This is a genomic window from Trichocoleus sp. FACHB-262, from assembly GCF_014696035.1.
In the GTDB taxonomy this organism is placed as follows: Bacteria; Cyanobacteriota; Cyanobacteriia; order FACHB-46; family FACHB-46; genus Trichocoleus.
This window is the reverse complement of record NZ_JACJPK010000097.1, coordinates 126,189-145,032: the sequence shown is the minus strand read 5'-3', so window position 1 is coordinate 145,032 and position 18,844 is coordinate 126,189. Positions and strand designations below refer to the sequence as shown.

At 49.7% G+C, this 18,844-nt stretch carries 15 protein-coding genes; 4 read left to right on the top strand and 11 right to left on the bottom strand.

Going from position 1 to position 18,844, the window contains the following annotated elements:
- Together H6F68_RS22960 and H6F68_RS22955 are read right to left on the bottom strand one after the other, a co-directional pair.
- Positions 1 to 1,932 (bottom strand): penicillin-binding protein 2, encoded by a 1,932-nt coding sequence (locus tag H6F68_RS22960; RefSeq protein WP_190562585.1) that lies wholly within the window; start codon positions 1,930 to 1,932, stop codon positions 1 to 3.
- A gap of 54 nt (positions 1,933 to 1,986) precedes the next feature.
- On the bottom strand, positions 1,987 to 2,532 hold the full coding sequence (locus tag H6F68_RS22955; RefSeq protein WP_190438116.1) for a hypothetical protein: 546 nt from the start codon (positions 2,530 to 2,532) through the stop codon (positions 1,987 to 1,989).
- A 416-nt stretch (positions 2,533 to 2,948) separates the two neighbouring features.
- Between H6F68_RS22955 and H6F68_RS22950 the strand changes: the two genes are divergently transcribed.
- Positions 2,949 to 3,242 (top strand): DUF3288 family protein, encoded by a 294-nt coding sequence (locus H6F68_RS22950; RefSeq protein WP_190438112.1) that lies wholly within the window; start codon positions 2,949 to 2,951, stop codon positions 3,240 to 3,242.
- 39 nt (positions 3,243 to 3,281) lie between these two features.
- Here the strand turns inward: H6F68_RS22950 and H6F68_RS22945 are convergent, their stop codons facing one another.
- The 3 genes from H6F68_RS22945 to H6F68_RS22935 all read right to left on the bottom strand — a co-directional run bounded on the left by H6F68_RS22945 (position 3,282) and on the right by H6F68_RS22935 (position 6,175).
- The gene (locus H6F68_RS22945) at positions 3,282 to 3,968 is read right to left on the bottom strand and encodes a cadmium resistance transporter (RefSeq protein ID WP_313930217.1); all 687 of its coding nucleotides are present in this window, start codon (positions 3,966 to 3,968) and stop codon (positions 3,282 to 3,284) included.
- On the bottom strand, positions 3,965 to 5,278 hold the full coding sequence (locus H6F68_RS22940; RefSeq protein ID WP_190562583.1) for an MlaD family protein: 1,314 nt from the start codon (positions 5,276 to 5,278) through the stop codon (positions 3,965 to 3,967). The genes H6F68_RS22945 and H6F68_RS22940 overlap by 4 nt, the downstream gene beginning before the upstream one ends.
- A gap of 66 nt (positions 5,279 to 5,344) precedes the next feature.
- On the bottom strand, positions 5,345 to 6,175 hold the full coding sequence (locus tag H6F68_RS22935; RefSeq protein ID WP_399314951.1) for an ABC transporter ATP-binding protein: 831 nt from the start codon (positions 6,173 to 6,175) through the stop codon (positions 5,345 to 5,347).
- A 482-nt stretch (positions 6,176 to 6,657) separates the two neighbouring features.
- Here H6F68_RS22935 and yvcK point away from each other — a divergent pair, with 482 nt between their 5' ends.
- Entirely contained in the window at positions 6,658 to 8,025 is a 1,368-nt protein-coding gene (gene yvcK / locus H6F68_RS22930; RefSeq protein ID WP_190438105.1) for a gluconeogenesis factor YvcK family protein, read from the top strand.
- Between the two features lie 24 nt (positions 8,026 to 8,049).
- The gene (gene tsaE / locus H6F68_RS22925; RefSeq protein WP_190562581.1) at positions 8,050 to 8,571 is read left to right on the top strand and encodes a tRNA (adenosine(37)-N6)-threonylcarbamoyltransferase complex ATPase subunit type 1 TsaE; all 522 of its coding nucleotides are present in this window, start codon (positions 8,050 to 8,052) and stop codon (positions 8,569 to 8,571) included.
- A gap of 63 nt (positions 8,572 to 8,634) precedes the next feature.
- Here tsaE and gyrA read toward each other — a convergent pair whose 3' ends face one another.
- A complete protein-coding gene (gene gyrA, locus H6F68_RS22920; RefSeq protein ID WP_190562579.1) occupies positions 8,635 to 11,202 on the bottom strand; it encodes a DNA topoisomerase (ATP-hydrolyzing) subunit A in 2,568 nt (855 codons plus the stop codon).
- Positions 11,203 to 11,484: 282 nt separating this feature from the next.
- On the opposite strand from gyrA, the gene H6F68_RS22915 reads away from it, so the two are divergent.
- Positions 11,485 to 12,408 (top strand): histone deacetylase, encoded by a 924-nt coding sequence (locus H6F68_RS22915; protein ID WP_190562577.1) that lies wholly within the window; start codon positions 11,485 to 11,487, stop codon positions 12,406 to 12,408.
- A gap of 97 nt (positions 12,409 to 12,505) precedes the next feature.
- Here H6F68_RS22915 and H6F68_RS22910 read toward each other — a convergent pair whose 3' ends face one another.
- The 5 genes from H6F68_RS22910 to H6F68_RS22890 all read right to left on the bottom strand — a co-directional run bounded on the left by H6F68_RS22910 (position 12,506) and on the right by H6F68_RS22890 (position 18,792).
- Entirely contained in the window at positions 12,506 to 13,378 is an 873-nt protein-coding gene (locus tag H6F68_RS22910; protein ID WP_190562575.1) for an alpha/beta fold hydrolase, read from the bottom strand.
- 264 nt (positions 13,379 to 13,642) lie between these two features.
- Positions 13,643 to 15,460 (bottom strand): hypothetical protein, encoded by a 1,818-nt coding sequence (locus tag H6F68_RS22905; protein WP_190562573.1) that lies wholly within the window; start codon positions 15,458 to 15,460, stop codon positions 13,643 to 13,645.
- A gap of 364 nt (positions 15,461 to 15,824) precedes the next feature.
- Positions 15,825 to 17,420 carry an apolipoprotein N-acyltransferase gene (lnt, locus tag H6F68_RS22900; RefSeq protein ID WP_190562571.1) on the bottom strand — a complete coding sequence of 532 codons (1,596 nt, stop codon included), beginning with the start codon at positions 17,418 to 17,420 and terminating at the stop codon, positions 15,825 to 15,827.
- 66 nt (positions 17,421 to 17,486) lie between these two features.
- Positions 17,487 to 18,458, bottom strand: coding sequence for a malate dehydrogenase (gene mdh, locus H6F68_RS22895; protein WP_190562569.1), 972 nt, complete (start codon positions 18,456 to 18,458; stop codon positions 17,487 to 17,489).
- A 76-nt stretch (positions 18,459 to 18,534) separates the two neighbouring features.
- Positions 18,535 to 18,792, bottom strand: a complete 258-nt coding sequence (locus tag H6F68_RS22890; protein ID WP_399314945.1) for an NAD(P)H-quinone oxidoreductase subunit O — start codon at positions 18,790 to 18,792, stop codon at positions 18,535 to 18,537.
- Positions 18,793 to 18,844: the final 52 nt, after the last annotated feature.

Below are 18,844 nucleotides of genomic sequence, written 5' to 3'. Positions count from 1 at the left end.
CTACGGAGTTGGTTGCGGCGGGATAGCGGGGCTGGGAGGAGTAGGCGTGTTCCAGGCGGGAGGAGTGGCTGGCGATGTTGGCGCGCTCGGTGTATTCCAAGGCTGATTCGCCACAGGCTGACTGGGTGGAATTCGTTCAATGGTAATCAAGGCTTCCATCACCGCTTTCACGATAGGCGCTGCCACTGTCGAGCCAAAAGCATCGTCCCCCTGCGGTTCATCGATCACAGCTACAACCACATAGCGTGGGGCTTCGACGGGAAAAATGCCCACAAAGCTAGTGATTTTAGCGTACTCATGATAGCCACCGTTTGGATTCGCTTTTTGCGCGGTTCCTGTCTTACCTGCAATGCGATAACCAGGAATCTGAGCAGATTTACCCGTGCCCTGAGCCACTACCGACTCCATCATGGCTAGTACCGATCGCGTCGTTTGTGGCGAGAAGATTTGCTGCGGTGGAGGTAAAGAGGGTTGCCAATAAGGTTGTCCATCCGTGTTGAATAAGCCACGCACTAGGTGAGGAGTGACTAATTTGCCACCGTTAGCCAAGGCTCCATGTAGCTGCACTAACTGGATGGGCGTAAGAGAAAATCCTTGACCAAAAGAAGTCGTGGCTGGCTCAATCGGTGAGCTGACAAACTGCGATCGCTTCTTCAGAGATCCAGCGATTTCAAACGGTAAATCAATGCCAACGGTTTGGCCCAAACCTAAGCGCTGCAACCAGCTATAGTAAACATCCGGTGGCATCTGCTGCACAATATGCACCATGCCCACGTTGCTGGAGTGTTGCAGAATTTGCGCGATCGACAGTGGCCCTCTTGCTCCCACATAGTCGAAGTCATAGTCTGCGATCGGCCAACCATCCACATAAATTTGGCCTTCGTCATTAAACACACTGTTGGGTTGAATCGCCCCTGATTCTAAGGCGATCGCCACATTCAACGGTTTGAAAGTAGACCCAGGTTCGTACAGGTCGGTCAGCGCCCAGTTCTTAAACAGCTCTACATTGAACTTGAAGTACTGGTTGGGGTCATAGGAAGGCTCAGAGACAAACGAGAGTAAAGAGCCATCCCGCGCATCCATAACAATGACGCTGCCCCGCTTGCCATTAAACTGCTTGATTTGCTGCTGAAGCGCAAACCGAGCGGCACGCTGCAAGCGACTATCTAGAGTAAGTTGCAGCCGCAGATCATCAACATGGAGAAAACCGCCAGGGACTTGGTCGGGAATTAAAGCTCCGCTCCCAGTGCGGCTAAGGCGAACAGCTTGGACAGAGCGCTCCAATAATTTTTGCTGACTATATTCCACCCCCGCTTGACCCTTGCGATCGAGATTGACATAGCCAACCACATCAGCAAATAAGTTCTGTTGGGGGTAGAGCCGCTGCTGGTGACGAATCATCTCCACGCCATCAACCTGCAAATCTTTAATCTGATCGGCGATATCCTCAGTCAGGGAGTACTCTACCTGGATGCCGCTATCAGCTCGATTGAATTGTTGAATTAATTTAGCCGTCGATCGCTTGAGTAAAGGAGACAACTTGGCAGCGATCGCCTCTTTGGTCTCACTAAATAAGCGGGGATGGGCGTAGAGCGTGTACACCGGTTGGTCGATCGCTAAGACATTACCACCGCGATCCACAATGGGACGACGGGGCACAAAGGGCCGCAAATAAATCATTTGTTGATCTTGCGCCCGAACCTTCAGCTTCTCAGCCTCAACCACCTGGAGGCGAAATAGATTTGCGACTAACCCCAAGCCACCCGTCATCAACACAATCCACACCAGCACCAAACGCCAGGGAGACGGCTGGGCATGAACAGGGGGAAGAGGACCCAAAGCACCTACTTCATTTTGCCAAGACTCATCTACCGCTTTCAAAGGGCGAGCTTGAGGAGAGTTGGGGGTGGAAGGAGGAACAGAAGAGGCCATAAATCCAACACATTAGCAGGACAGCACAGTCAGGAAAGAGGCTACAAATCGCTGCTAATAGCCCAGCGGCGAAAATGTTGTAGGCTTTGCATCCGCTGGCGCGATCGGCGTAGGGGCAGGGGCAGGCCGCTGAGGCGCAGGTTGCAAGAAGATAGTATTCGCTGGGTTAGAAGGTACTAGTCCTGCTCTAGTCGTTTCTGCCTGTTGGGCAATTTGATTTTTCAGTACTTCGCTAGCTGCTGTCAACTGGCGCTCATTACGCTGCAAGTTTTCTAGGTTACGGTACTCCTGACTCCAAAGTTGCTGCGAGTATACCGTCTGGCCATACACAGAGAGCACAGCAATCGAGAGGGTTCCAGTCAAAATTGACAAACTACGCTGGGCTCCAATCAGCGATCGCAACCACAGAGGTAGCTGGCGATTGTTGGGTAGGCGCTTAACATTAGTAGACTGAACCCGACGAGGAGCAACGGTTGGCTGTAGTTTCGTAATCGGGGTAACTTTCGTCCCGCTCGGATAAATCGCGGTTTGACTAGTTTGACTAGTTTGACTGGGGGGCAAACGCCGAGGGGGAATTCTAGATTTTAGACCAACAGCCATAGACCTCACTCCTAAAGCAGCAACGCGGCAAAATTTGAGCAGTTTCGTACCGCCAAATTAAATTCATACACTCACACTCATCAGCCATCAGAACTCTACTGACCTCTTAGAACCTGTCCGCCACCGCTATCCAGGTTTAGCAATCTAAAACCAGAGGTTTTCGGATAGATTCTTAGTAGAGTTCTGAAGTAGGGCTTAGCAACAGAATTGCTGTTATCTTAGCCTCATTACTTCCCATCAATTCACTAGAACGGTTTTAGTTTTCCCACTTTTCAGTTTGGCTTCTAAAGTCAACAAAATTACGAAGTATAAATATGCAATTGCTCAGTCTACTCTTTAATTGGAATTTCAAATAAATCTCAAGGAAGATTTTCAGAGTATCCGTTAAAGCTCTTCGCAATCCACTTCACAACTTTATGGCGTCAACCTCAGAAAACAAAGACCAGCAACACCCCCTATGGGGTCGCGATCGCCAACTGATCAACAGCCTCCTAGGAGCAGAAGCCAACGACTATAACTTGGTAGAGCTAGCGCGGCTGCGCATCCGCTACAAAGGCTTCCCTGGTGCCCGAGATATCCAAGCAGACCTCGACAAAGCCTTGGCCCAGTGGCAATTGAGCGAGAGTGAGTTGTTTGCCAAAACCAGAGATATTCATGCCATCGCTCAGGTTTATAAGGGACGTGGCTCCCAACGCGATGATTGGAGTTAATTGCTGAGTTTCGACATCAATCAACCGCCGATTCACAACTTAGAGATTGGGCAAAAATAAGTTAAAGGTGCCACTTTCAAACATGATAAAAATGCCCAAACCAATCAAGACAATTGGAACAAATGTATTACCATAACGGGTGATTAATCTCGTAATTGTCGGCTGACGAGTTAACTGTTGTGCGATTAAACACCAAAGCCCTATTAGGCCAAAAAAGATTAAAAGTGTGATCCCCAAACGGTTGCGATCGCTACTGGCAAATAAGGGCACGTAGATGCCAATGTTGTCACCCCCGTTCGCGATCGTCGTCATTGCTACAGCATAAATTTGTGGGTTAAACAAACTCCGCCAAATTCCTGGAACCGCTATCTCGGGTGAAGCAGCAGTAGGACTATCACTTGGGCTAAGCCCTCCCTCGTTAACCGCTTGCACATCACTAGCTGTAGATTCACGATGCCAAAGCTGGTTGATCCCCAAGCCAATCGGCACTAGGCCCAACAACCCAATCCAAGCTGGGGAGATTACCAATCCACCTAAGAAACCAGGCAAGCTCGCTAAAATCAGCACCGTAAAACCTAGGTACTGCCCCAAAACCACATGCCGCTTGCGAAATGTTGAGTTAACCTGCGAGAAAAATATAGTCAGCAGCAGTAGGTCATCTATATTCGTGGCAATAAACGCCATCACCCCCGAAGTGGCTACGGCCCAAATTCCATGTTGAGTCACGGTGCTTTCGGTTTAGTCTGAGGAGTAGTGACTAGGGGAAGGGCAACTTGATCTAAAGCCTTGGCTGTCTCTTGCGCCGTGGTGGAACTTTGAGTCAGCCGCCTTAAATCTTCTTCAAGTTCGTTAGAAACAGTCGCCATAGATTCTGGATGGCGTTGGCTGGGCGCATCTGCCTTAGTAGAAAGAGGCGCTAAAACCTGAGCCAGCTGGGCTTGCTGCTGAAGTTGCTCGGTAGAAGACACCAAACCGCTCAACCCATTGACTAAATTTCGCAGATTGTTGCGGAAGGTGGGGTCTCCCGTCAACTCATCCAAGTCGGAGGTGATTTTTTGGGCGTTCTGAAAGGTGGCTCGTGCCGAATCTAAGGTTTGCTGGAGGACCAGTGTATTGGTGGGATTGTTGAGAGATTGAGAAACATCGCGCAAATTTACCGAAGCTTGGGCCGCGTTCGCGGAGAGTGCCTCTAGATTGTTTAACAAAGTGCTTTGCTCGACTCGACTCAATACTGGCGTAAAGCCTTGCACCGCCACCTGGAGCTGCTCACTGGTCTGCCGAATCGTACCTAAAGTTTCGGCTAACGTATTGCGATTAGTCGTGACTAGGCCACTGACCTGATTTGCCGTCAAGCCTACTTGAGTGGCTGCTTGGCTCAAGGCATCAGCAGTAACTACGGCTGAGGAAGAAACTGTATTCAGGTTTTGCTGGGTAGATTGGCTTAAAGTAGCAATTTCTTTGGACAACTGTGAAACCGCTACCGCAGCTTCAGCGGTATTTTTGGCAGCAGCATTGACGTTTCTAAAGAACGTGGGGTCACTGTACAAAGCAGCAAAGCGGATGCTGGCTCGAATCAGTTCGTCAACGCTAATGCCAATCTGACCTTTGAGCCGAGAGCCATCACAGACGATCACCGCTGGATCGCAGTTAGCAGCTAATGGTTTGGCAGCGATCGCGCCTTGGGGTAGAACTTTGCGCGGCGATAAATCAATTGACGTTTCACTAATTAAGCCAGATTGATTCGCTTCCACAATCACGTCGCTGGGAATCACCAAATCAGATGAAGAAATCTCTAGAAAGACATCCACGCCATTAGGTCCTGGCCGCACTGACTCAATTTTGCCAATTACCACACCTCGATACCGCACCGGAGCCCCTTCTTGCAAGCCTGCTACATTGGCAAACTCGACAATTACTTGATAGGTGCGATTGCCCACACTGAGACCTCGGAGCCAAAGAATCAACGCTCCAAATAGACCCAGTCCTAACAAAATTAATAAGCCGACTGAGCCTTCTCGAACGGTTCTGGTACGCATGCCTCATGCCTCGTTGGTACTGCGATCGAATCGGTGTAGACCTGAGCAATTTTCACTTCGGAACGCTTAACCAATCACTTGGATTGGCCCTTCTACACTGCCACTAAAAAATTGTCGAACTAAAGGGTGCTCTGTAGTATCAATATCATTGACGGTGCCTTGCCACTGCACTTTACCTTGGTAGAGAAACACAATCCGATCAGCGGTACGGCGAATGGTGCTGTCTTGGTGAGTCACCATGACATAGGAGCTACAACCTCCTTGGACCGACTGTAGTTGACGCACCAAATCTTCAATTACTGTGGAGGCGATCGGGTCCAGTCCCGCTGTGGGTTCGTCGTAGAGCAACACTTCTGGCGACCCATCCGGGTTGTCAGGATTTGCCATAATGGCACGGGCAAAACTCACTCGCTTGCGCATGCCTCCAGAAAGCTCAGCAGGCAGGCGACTGCCAATTCCGGCCAATCCCACCATTTCTAGTTTTTGATTGACCAATTCCCGAATGCGGCGTCGCGGCAAATTGGAATGCTCATACAGCAAAAACCCGACATTCTCCTCCACGGTGAGGGAGTCAAACAAAGCTGCTTGTTGAAATACCATGCCAATACTAATTGGGTCAGCACTGTCTTCAATCAAACCTTTTCGCCGTTGCCCCTGCACATAAATTTCCCCTGCATCCGGTGCCAACAACCCAGCAATAATCCGGAGGATTGTAGACTTACCAGTTCCAGAAGGCCCAATCACTGCTAGGGCTTCTCCGCGATGAATGGTTAGATCTGCATTATCCAACACCGCATTTTTGCCAAAGGTTTTAGACACTCCTTTCAGTTCAATCAATGGCTCAGCCATAGGGTGCGAGTTAGAGATGTCTTGGAGTTCTGTCAGAGGCTCAGCCATAGGATGCACATGGAAGTTCTGTCAGTAAAATTAGTCGCGTTGCTCAAGTCCGTGTTGCCGTTTGTACCTTTAACTTCAACCTCAATCTCAGTAATCCAGATTTCTACTTTAGCCAACTCCTGCCCCTTGATTCCAGGCTAGGTCAAGTTGCGATCGCCCTGAATTGGCATTTTAGATTGGTTTCACGACGATTCATTGACGATGCCTTGGGGTTTTAAGTTCAGCCTCTACTATGGGCATTAACGGTATGAGTTTTCAAGTTAATGCAGGCTTACGGTCTCCACTACCTAGAGCGAGTCATTTTTTAATTTTGTTCCACCCAGGGCTACCAAATTTTGCAGCAGCCATTCTTATAAGACAAAGTAGCAACTTTCGGGACCTACCTACAGTCAAATCGCTTCTAGAAGTGTAGTTGTGCTGTTAGAGTCAGAAGCGGTTGCTGCATATTTACCTATCCAGATGTTTTACCTCCTCGCTCAGTAATGACAATTGGTTTATTAAAACAAGCCCTAAATGCCCTCACGCAGGAATCGCGCCAGCGCACGCCTTTGCGAGTTAGCCGTTGGTTTAAGTGGTTGGCACCTGGATTACTCGTGAAACGCTGGTTACTGCTGAGTGCCGGAGGTGTCTTACTAACCAGCTTGGGCTTAGCAATTTGGATTAAGCTGACCCCAATTTTTACCTTGATTCAGCTAGTCCAGAGTTTTCTGGAATTTATTACAGAAATTATTCCGAGTTACATTAGCGGGCCGCTGGTAATCATCTTTGGTCTATTGCTGATTTTGTGGGGCCAAACCCGCACCCTTGGTTCCATTACCGAGGTATTGATGCCAGATGGCGATGAAGAGTTAGTCGATGTACTGCTCAATCACCGTCGTCTTAATCGCGGTCCAAAAATTGTCACAGTGGGGGGCGGTACAGGTCTCTCGACGCTTTTGCGAGGTTTGAAAACTTACAGCGCCAATATTACTGCGATCGTGACTGTGGCTGATGATGGCGGTTCCTCCGGACGATTGCGCCGGGAAATTGGGGTGTTGCCTCCCGGAGATATTCGCAATTGCCTCGCGGCTTTAGCCGATGAAGAGAGATTGGTGACGGAGCTATTTCAGTATCGGTTTCGGGCTGGCGATGGGCTAACCGGACACAGCTTTGGCAACCTGTTCTTAACGGCGATGAATGACATCACGGGGAACTTAGAGCAAGCGATCGCTGCTAGTTCTGAAGTTTTGGCAGTACGGGGCCGAGTCTTGCCTGCCACTCTGAGTGATGTGCGCCTATGGGCTGAGTTAGCCGATGGTCGCCGCATTGAGGGCGAATCTAGCATTACCGCCGCTCAAGGCAGCATCGTCAAAATTGGCTGCACGCCAGAAAATCCTCCCGCTTTGCCCCGCGTATTGCAAGCCATTCGGGAAGCAGACTACATCATTATTGGACCGGGCAGCCTTTACACCAGCGTCATTCCCAACTTGCTGGTTCCTGAAATTGCTGAGGCGATCGCTCAACGCAAAGTCCCCCGGATTTATGTCTGCAACATCATGACGCAACCAGGAGAAACGCAGGGTTACAGCGTATCCGACCACATTCAGGCGATTGATGCGGCTTGCGGACAACGGCTGTTTGATGCGGTGTTGGTGCAGAGCAAAATTCCTTCGGCTAAAGCCCTGATTCGCTACGCTCAAGAAGATTCGAATCCGGTTGAACTCGATCGCCAAACTGTGAAGCTGTTGGGTTGTCGCATTGTCCTAGCCAATGTCATGGATGAAGATGAACGCACCGGACTGGTACGGCATAACTCGCAACGGTTGGCTCAAATCCTGTTTCGTTGGTACACTCGCACTCACAGTTTGTAGCGCTTTTGGAGTGAGTGGGTTCTCATGGCAGTTGAGTCTCTGACGTTCATCCTTCCAGATGCCGCAGCCACGCGATCGCTCGGTCTGACGCTAGGGCAAACTTTACCTGCTGGTAGCACTCTCCTCTTAGAAGGTGATCTGGGCAGCGGCAAGACAACTTTGGTCCAAGGTTTAGGAGCAGGGTTAGGGATTCCAGAAGCCATTGATAGTCCCACCTTTACCCTGATTAACGAGTACATGGAAGGTCGGTTGCCACTCTACCATTTGGATTTGTACCGTTTGCAGCCGCCCGAAGTTACCGATCTCAATTTGGAAAGTTACTGGGAGGGAGTCGATTACCCTCTAGGTATCATGGCGATCGAGTGGGCTGAGCGGTTGCCTTATCTGCCAGAGCGTTATTTACAGGTGCATTTGCGCTATCCAGGTGAGGCTGGGGGTGATGAGGCGATCGCTCATCAATTTGAGTTGGCTGGTCGTTACGTTGAGTTAGTGGGAGTGGGCGGGTTTAGCCTAGATTTCTTGCAAGATGTACCAGCAAAGCAATAAAGAAGGGCAGGTTCAAGACCCGCCCCTACAGATAGAAAATTGAATACTTCCTGCTGTCAGGATTTACTCTTCAATTTCTTCATCCGTGCCTTCCGCAGAAGGGGGTACTAAAGCCACTGCGGCGATCGCGTCATCTTCATCTAGTCGCTGCACTCGCACCCCTGTAGCTGCCCGTGACTGCGAAGAAATAGCCTTGATCGCTTGGCGAATGATGATGCCACGGCTGGTAATAATCATCAGTTCGTCTTCTTCATTGACGACCCGTAGGGCCACCAGTTTGTCAGCCGCACGACGAGACTTAAACTTCGTCGCGATCGTGCCTTTGCCGGCTCGATTTTGCAATCGGAACTGAGATACAGGCACCCGCTTGCCGTAGCCTGAGCTAGTCACTACGAGCACCCACGGACCTTGAGTTTCTGCGAGGACTGCCTCTTCTGCTTCTAGTTCCTCTTCTTCCTCCACTTCAGGGCCAGAAGCAATATTGGCAACGACACTAGCAGGCAAGATGTCCATGCTGATCAGCTGATCACCAGAGCGTAGATTCATGGATTTGACTCCACGGGTAGCTCGGCCCAACGGACGCAGTTGGTCATTGTCAGCTCGGAAGTGAATCGCCATGCCTTGGCTAGAGCCGATAATGATGCTGTCTTCCACGCGGGCACGGCGTACCCAACGCAGTTGATCGCCTTCTTCTAGGGAAATAGCAATTAAGCCATTGGTGCGAATGTTGCTGAAGGCAGAGAGTGCTGTCTTCTTGACGAAGCCGCCACAAGTTAGCATCACCAAGTATTCATCGCTGCTAAATTCCGAAACTGGGACGATAGAGGTGATCTTCTCGTTTCTGGGAATGGGCAGCATTTGCACCACGGGCATCCCGCGAGAAGTTCGCGACCCAATTGGGATTTGGTAAGCCTTGAGGCAATAAACCACGCCGCGATCGCTAAAGAACAAGACGCTATCGTGGTCGCAGCAGGTGATGAAGTGCTCCACGCCATCATCTTCCTTCATCCGGGTGCCCGCCTTACCTCTAGTGGCTCGGCTTTGAGCCTCAAAAGTGTTGATGGGCATGCGTTTGATGTAGCCCTGTTCAGTGAGCAGAATCAGAGCTTTTTCGTTGGCAATCAGGTCTATATCCCCAATTTCACCTTCTGCCTGCTCAATCACAGTGCGGCGAGGTGTTGCATGAGTCGCTTTAAGCTGAGTGACTTCAGTGCAGATAATCTCTAAAATTCGTTCTCGCCGAGCCAGAATATCTTGCAAGTTGGTAATTTGGGCTTGCAAATCATCATGCTCTTGCTGAATTTTTTCTGCTTCTAGTGCCGTTAAGCGACGCAGTTGCATTTGCAAGATGGCATCCGATTGCGCTTCGGAGAGACCGTAGATGTTGATCAACTCTTGCTTTGCGGTGGGCGCATCTGCCGCATGCCGAATCAAGTTAATAATGGCATCTAGATTGGTCAGCGCAATCAAGAGACCTTGCAGCAAATGATCACGCTCTTCTGCCTTCCGCAACTCATAGCGGGTGCGCCGAATAATCGTCTCAATCCGGAAGTCGAGGAAGACTTGGAGACACTGCTTCAGTGACAGGGTTTGGGGTTCGCCATTCACCAGCGCCAGCGTGTTCACCCCAAAGTTCGCCTGAATCGGCGTTTGCTTGTAGAGGTTGTTCAGCACGACACGAGGATAAGCATCGCGCTTGAGTTCGATCACGATTCGCATGCCATCGCGATCGCTCTCATCTCGAATGTCAGAGATGCCTTCCAAGCGCTTCTCGTTGACCATTTCCGCGATCTTTTCGATCAGCGCTGCCTTGTTGGTTTGGTAAGGCAGTTCAGTAATAATAATGGCTTCGCGATCGGGACGACCTCGGTGCTCAATCGTCTCAATGCTGGCCACACCCCGCATGGTGATGGAGCCACGACCTGTCATGTAAGCTTCGCGAATCCCCGTTGTTCCTAGGACTTGTCCGCCCGTGGGGAAATCGGGGCCAGGAATCAGGCGGATGAGTTCGGCATCGCTCAACTCGGGATTTTGAATTAAGGCGGTTAAGCCATCAATTAGCTCTCCGAGGTTGTGGGGAGGAATGTTAGTTGCCATTCCCACCGCGATGCCAGAAGAGCCATTCAGCAGCAGTTGGGGGATCTGCGCTGGCAAGACCAAGGGTTCTTGCTGGGAGCCATCGAAGTTATCACCAAAGTCAACGGTGTCCGACTCAATGTCCCGCAGGAGGGCATTCATCGTGAGCGATTGCAAGCGACACTCGGTGTATCGCATGGCTGCGGGGGGGTCGTTGTCGATAGAGCCAAAGTTGCCGTGCCCGTTAATCAGGGGAGCGCGCATGGAAAAGTCTTGGGCCATGCGAACTAGGGCATCGTAAACGGCTGTATCGCCGTGAGGGTGGTACTTACCTAGCACTTCCCCAACCACACGAGCACATTTACGGAAGGGGCGGTCTGCGGTTAGCCCCAGCTCATGCATGGCATAGAGAATTCGACGATGAACGGGTTTCAGACCATCCCTCGCATCTGGCAGTGCCCGACCTACAATCACGCTCATTGCGTATTCCAGGTAGGACCGGGACATTTCGTTCCGCAGATCCGTTGGAACAATCCGCTCTGGGGAGGTGCTCATACAGTGAAAAAAACTCCAAAAATGCAGAATTTTGGCAATTAAAGAGAAAAAAAGCCCAAAAAATGCCGATAGACTGCTCAATAACTGCCAAATACTCTCTAAATTTTAACACATCTTGATGTTTCCTGGTTTCTGTGATATGTGAGCATGACCCCAGCTAGGCTTGCGATCGCCCTCTCCCTAGTCCTCTCCCAGCAGGAAAGGGAACAAGAAATCGCAGCGGCTCTCCTCGCCCAAATTGTGATTCAGTAAAATCGGGAGGTAGCGTGCGGTGGGGTGAAGATGCTGGCGGTAATTTACTCAGATGAGTTTTTGGACCACAAAACAGGGCGTTTCCATCCAGAGCGACCGGAACGATTAACGAGTATAGTGGCCGCGCTCAAAGCAGCAACTTGGGCCGACCAGTTGCAGTGGCGATCGCCCACCCCTGTTAACCAACGCCCGATCATGACTGATTTGGGTCGAGTGCATCCGCCCACTTACATTGAGCAAATTCAGCAATTAGCCCAACGAGGCGGCGGGTACTTAGACCCCGATACTCCGGTTTCCCCACGCAGCTATGATGTGGCTTTACTTGCCGTCAGCGCTTGGTTGGATGGCGTAGATCAAGTGCTGCAAACTGGCAATCCTGCGTTTGTGCTAGCTCGTCCACCAGGACACCACGCCTTGAGTGATTGTGGGATGGGTTTTTGTTTGTTTTCCAATGCGGCGATCGCGGCTTATTACGCCCTAGAGCAACCAAGTATCAATCGCGTGGCGATTTTGGATTGGGATGTGCATCACGGCAACGGCACTCAGGCGATCGTGGAAAAGCATCCTCAAATTGCTTATTGCTCGCTGCATGAGTCTCCCAATTACCCTGGTACAGGCTTGGCGACGGAACGCGGTTTGCATAATAATGTGTTGAATTTGCCGATGCCGATGGGTAGCACAAGGGCAAATTATCAACCGTTGTTCGAGGAAAAAGTTCTGCCGTTTCTCGCTAGTTTTCAGCCTAATTTGTTAATTGTTAGCGCTGGTTATGATGCCAATCACGCTGACCCCTTATCTGGCATTTCACTTAAGCCAGAAGACTACGGCATCTTCACACAATACTGTTTAGAAGTAACCCCAAAAGTTGTCTTTGGTTTAGAAGGTGGCTACGATTTGCCTACCCTTTCTCAATCTGTTGTGGAAACCATTAAGAGTTGCCTATTTAGACCATAGGGACGAAGCAGTCGGCAGATAATATTCGCTTGATTGGTCAGAATCATGACCGAATGCTTCGTCCCTACAAGAAGGTCACTTTAGAAGCTTGGTTCTCTTAGGCTTTTAGAAATTTGTGTAAAGCTTGATAAGTTGCTTCTGGGGCTTCTTCAGGTAGAAAATGGCCTGAGGCGATCGCTTCACCTATTACATTCTCGGCTCTGGTTCGCCAGGTTTCAAGAACACTATATTTGCGCCCAATAATGCCTTGGTCACCCCACAAAACGAGGAGAGGGCACATAATTTTTTGGTCTAAATCGGCTTGATCATGAACTAAATCAATCGAAGCCGCAGCGCGATAGTCTTCACAGGTTGCGTGAATTGTTTCAGGCTGACTAAAGCAACGAATATATTCGGCTAAAGCTTCAGGTGTAAACGCCGAAAAATTCTTGCTCCAGCTTTCCAAACAAGTGCGAAGAAAATATTCAGGATTGGCACTAATTAGAGTTTCTGGTAGGGCATAGGGTTGAATGAGAAAAAACCAGTGATAGTAGGCTTTGGCAAATTCTTGATCTGTTGTCGCATACAGTTCATAAGTCGGCACAATATCTAAGACTGCCAGCTTTTTAATCCGCTGGGGATAATCTAAAGCCATCCGATGCGCCACTCTCGCCCCGCGATCGTGGCCTACCACATAAAACTCTTGATAGCCTAACTGCTGCATCACCTCAACCTGGTCTTGGGCCATGACTCGCTTGGCATAGCTGGCATGGTTAGCCTCTGCTTCCGGTTTAGAGCTATCTCCATAACCTCTTAAATCACTCACCACAACGGTAAAGTCTTGAGCCAGTTGGGGAGCCACTTTATGCCACATCACATGAGTTTGCGGGTAGCCATGTAGTAACAAAATGGGATAACCATTGCCACTTTTCAGCAAGTTGATAGTCGCGCTACTAGTCTGCATTTGTAGCCGCTGAAATTGAGCAAACATGTGCATTCCCTCAACTGCTCATTTTGCTGTAGTGAATTGTTGCTGGAGTTGATTAATCCGCCTTCTCCAGTCTTTCTAAACTTGAGTCTAAGTGATAAGCCTGTAATTTCGTTTACAAAGATTATTTCTTGTTCTCTAGCTCGATAGCCTAGCAACAACTGTTAAACCAGCGACAAAGCACGAGCGGTCGCGAAGTTTTGATTTCTGGGCGTTAGCGATCGCTTTTAGAGACGAGCTTTTAGACTTGCCAGGAGCGAGCACTATCTAGGCAATGACGACATTCTGAGCTGTGAGAGGCGCATCATGAAACACAGTGACCGTATTGCCAGGACTCAGCGCAATAATCGAGAATAATTCACCCGTGGCGGTGTTACCACTGCTGCTAATAGCACGTAGGACATCACTACCTGTAGTAAACCCTAAGCCCACGGCTATTTGTAGCGTGTCAGCAGCAGCCACAAAATCTCCGATCACATCAGCTCCATTGGCCGCTCCAAACCTAAAGATATCTCTGCCTGCTCCTCCAAACAGAGTGTCATTCCCCAAGTCACCTAGGAGAAAATCGTCACCTGCTCCACCTACTAACTGATCATTGCCAGTTTGACCGACTAAAGTGTCATGATCTGCTTGTCCAAAAAGAATATCATCCCCAGATCCACCGCTCAGGAAGTCACTACCAGCATCACCTTGAATTCGATCATTGCCTTCTAAGCCATCAAGAGTATCCGCTAAAACGGTGCCGAAGACGAGGTCTGCTCCCGGAGTTGCGATCGCAGGCGTAAAGCCTTGAGTCTGGAATCCAGCAACTTGATAGCCAATATCCGCCAACATCGCTGCGTCTAAGCGGGTGATAGTTTGGCGTACTCCCGGATTTGTCGCTCCCATCAGTACAGGCTGGCCTCCGCTCAAAAAGCCATCCTGGATATGGCCTAAATCCGGATCAAGAGGGATCGGCAATCCTCCATTCACATCTCTAGCATTAGGACCACTAAAAGCAGCACCCTGACCTGTAGCCTTAAACACTGGAGCAGTACCAATCCCCAGCACATGGCCAATCTCATGCAAGGCCGTACTTAGAAAGTCTGTTTGGTTCCAAGGAATATCGTTAGCAGTGTTGGGCGTTTGGTCAAAAAACCAAGGGGCAGGTGCTCCATTAGAAAAAGTTGGAGCTGAACTGAAGGAGATGCTGCCAACCCAAGGCTCAAAATTGGAGCCAGTATAGCGGTTGCTAAAAATACTGCCAGCAATGTCTAAGCCGTCAGGTCCGCCTGCGGCCAGCGCGCCCTCAGCACTACCAAAAGGCAGGGTTTGCGCTCCGACAAAAATTAGTAGATCGTCACTTTCAGTGTCCAGAACTACTGTTTCTAACTGACCTGTTTGGGGGTTTTGCACCCGAAATTTTACCCCAGATGGCAGATTGGCAAACTCATCTTGAATCACTGCCTCCCAATGGTCAGCAGCAGCTTCTAGAGTCGCTCGACGTTCTGGATTGGCAAAAAAACCGTTGGTATCAAACCGATAATCAAATTGAATTTGGAAGCTTGGTGGGGCACCCATTCGCTTCTCCTCCTGTCCGAACGCAAGGAAATGCTCGAAGCCGTCTCGAAACATACCTGCCGCAACAGCCTGAGCAACGTCAGGATACCTCAATAAGTAGTAGTTGTTATCAAATTGGGAGCTTGGAGATCGGCCTTCGCTATGCCCATATCTGAAGAAGTGCTCAAAGCCACTGGCAAACATGCCTGCTTTCACCGCCTGAGCGATATCGGCATATTTCGATAAATAGTGTTGAGTGTTAAACAATGCAATCGGCGATCGCCCTTCAAACTGACCGTGGCTGAGGAAGTGCGCTAAACCGCTGTCCACGCTTCCTTTGGCGATCGCACCCGCTACATCGGGATATTGAGTCAGGTAATTGCTATTGCTAAACCAAGCGCTGGGATCACGTCCCTCACGTTCACCAAAGCGCTTAAAGTGATCAAATCCGCTGGTTAATTCTCTTCTAGCAACTGCTGTAGCAACATCTGGGTTATGAGCGAGGTAAAACGATTCATCAAACAGGTCAAAAATCGACAGGGTCATGGAAGCCACCTGCACAGTGAAGCTTAGATGGAGTGATCCAGCTACATCGACAGACACTTCAATAGCTACATTTGGATCAGCATCAGGCCAGTAGTATGACGGAGTAGTTTTCAGTCACATCCTACACAGTTAGTAATTTAACGCTTCTGATCTAACTTCTTGTCTTTCCTACTGGCAATCTTCGCTGAATCTTTAAACTAGGGCTAATTCAATCTGAGTAACTACGTACAAATACGAGTATTAATAACTAAGTTTTTGCTGGTTTTAGATTAAAGGTATCCTATAAACTCTCAGCGATTTCAATTTTGCTTTGTGATAAGTCATACTCTCGCTAACTCAAGACTTCTGAGTTACCACTCAGCCGCTAACGGCGGTACCAGCTATGCAGAGTCAAGACAATTGCCAACATGACTATGAGTGGGGTCAGCCAATCTCCCCAACGTACAAAAAGGGTTTGAGTCTGGCGACGGTAGATGGTGTCGCTATGAAGTTGGTAGATGTTTAGTCCTGATAGCCACTGGGTTTTACCGTGGGGATCAATGATGCCAGAGTACCCTGTGTTAGTGGCACGAGCAACCCAACGATCCGTTTCGATCGCTCGCATCACATCCTGAGCATGATGTTGTGCCGTCATAGACGGGCTGTAGTGAGCATCGTTGGAGGAACTCAGAATGAATTGCCCGCCTTGGGCTGCTTGTATCCGGAAGTGCTCAGCGAAAGCAGATTCATAACAAATGCCAGCGATCGCCCTACCAAAAGGAGTTTCAAAGATCTGGCCTACCTGCCCAGGAATCATATGAGCATCTAAGGGTGACAGGCGATCGATCAAGCGCCCTAAAACATCCTCAAACGGGATGTATTCGCCTAAAGGCACCAATCTGATTTTGTCGTATTGACTAAAAATCTCCCCGTTGCCTAGAACTGTAAATAGACTATTTGTAATGCTGCCGCCTTTTTGCCCAAAGGCTCCGACCCAAGCCACAACTCCGCGATCGCGCACCGCTTGATAAAAAGAGCTTTGCGTCAAGTTTGCTCCAGTCCACAGAAACGGCAGCGCCCCTTCAGGTGTAAGTACTGCTGCTACACCCTGATCGGCAAGCTGATTGTACCCAGTGGTATAGCCAGCCAAAGCCTGCCGCCAGCCTTGCACGTCCAGCTTAATTTCGTTGGGAATATTGCCTTGAATAATGCCTATTTTTAAGGCTGTATCTGGCGACGACACTAAAACCCGATTAGACAAATTCCAGCCTAGGAGATGCAGTCCTACGAACAGAACGCTTGCTGTGACCAATGGAGCGATCGCCAGCTTTCGGACTCGGTTCTCCGTCGGCTGACCTTGGCGCGATCGTTGATAAGCGATCCAAGCTTCGGCGAGTAAACCGTTGACAGCTACAATGGCAGCCGTAATCATCATGGGACCAGACAATTGCCCCAAGTGCAAAATGGCTAAGTTGTGAGGGCTTTGGGTATAGGACACCGAAGTCCACCACAAAGGCCCCCAACTCCAAAAGGATTCCAAACCACACCAAAGCGCTACTCCAGTCAATAACCGAATGCCAGTCGGCAGCTTAGCTCTTTGAACCAGCCATCCCCAGCAGCTAGCCCAAACCGCAACCAGAACAGCTCCCCACAAAGTAAGGAATATCCAACAAAATAGGGCGATCGCTAAGCTTGCTAGCCAAGGCACACCCATCCAGGTCATCGGGTGAACACCTGTAATCCAACTCACTGCTAGGCCGTGATAACCAATGCCCCAAGCCAAACCCAAGAGCGATCGTTCCCGATGGTTACCTCTAGCAACTTGTAAAGTCATAGCCCACAAAGGGATCAATGCAATCCAGGCTAGCGGCCAGGCATTCAGCGGGGCAGGCGTTAAACCCATCAGAAGGCCTCCCCCCAGCGCTATGCTCAACCGCCGCAGTTGGGGGGGCTTGAGTTCGATATTGAAAAATTTAGGCATGGCAAATCTGGTACGAACTAGTCCTTACCATTGAGTCAAACTGGAGATCAACTTTATTTTTTGAACTTAAGAAGCAATTGGGCTATGGCTAGTTTCTAGCAGAGTTTGAGCCTGATTGATACTATCGCGTACCGAGCGAGCAGAGGCTTGTAAGGCGGTTCGCTCCGCATCGGTAAGGCTGAGTTGTAAGACCTCTTCCACTCCAGTGCAACCCAAGCGACAGGGGACACCAATAAAAATATCTTCTAAGCCGTATTCTCCCTGCAAGTGAGCGGCAACCGGAAGCAGCCGCGATTGATTCAATAAAACGGCTTCTACCATCAAACAGGCCGCCGAAGCAGGTGCAAAGTAGGCACTACCCGTTTTCATCAGTTCAACAATTTCGGCTCCACCATTCCGAGTCCGTTCGATCAGGCGATCGATCGTCGGCGCGTCCATCAGTTCTGTAATCGGCACCCCATTGACTGTGGAGTAACGCGGCAGTGGCACCATCAAATCTCCATGACTACCCAGAACTGTGGCCTTGACATCGGCAGTAGAAAGACCCGATTCCATCGCAATAAAGGTTTGAAACCGTGCTGAGTCCAGAATCCCTGCCATTCCCATGACCTGAGCAGGTGGTAAACCACTGGCCTGCCAAGCTAAGTAGGTCATCACATCTAACGGATTCGTCACCACAATCATCACCGTACCCGGTGAATAGGTAACCACTTGACGAGTCACATCCAACACAATTTTGGCGTTAATTTTGAGTAAGTCTTCTCGGCTCATTCCTGGCTTGCGGGGAATGCCAGCCGTGATTACAACCACATCCGAATTAACAGTGTCGGCATAATTATTGGTACCCACAATCTCGCGATCGTGCCGCTCGATGCCTCGCGCTTCCATCAAGTCAAGCGCAATGCCTTGAGGACGACCTTCCAAAACGTCTAACAGCACCACATCAGCTAGATTTTTTTCGGCAATCCGCTGTGCCAAGGTACTACCGACGTTACCAGCCCCAATGATGGATACGCGAGTTGGACGACAGACAGTCATAGGAAAGCCCCCAAAGACAAGCGCTATGCTGCCAGCCTAGCTTACTGCATACCCTGATTGGGGTGAATTGATGCGGTTATTTAACAGTCTCCAGTTGATCAGCTCGCAACCAAATATTAGGGGTTGGAACTTGGCCAAATTTTACCAGGGCATAATCGCCTCGCATATCCACAACCTCTCCTTTCGTCTCAAATAAATAGGGAGGAAAGCGAGTATCGCTAGCCTGAGCTTCTAAACTGTTTTCCAATTTTTCTCGAATGGCACGGACCAGATCACCTTTTTTCACTGCCATAGCTTGCCCTACCGCATCTCTAGACTCCTCTTCAGCATTCATTGTAGAGCTTAAGTGCGATCGCCTACAGCAACTCTAGCCTCAGTAAGACAAA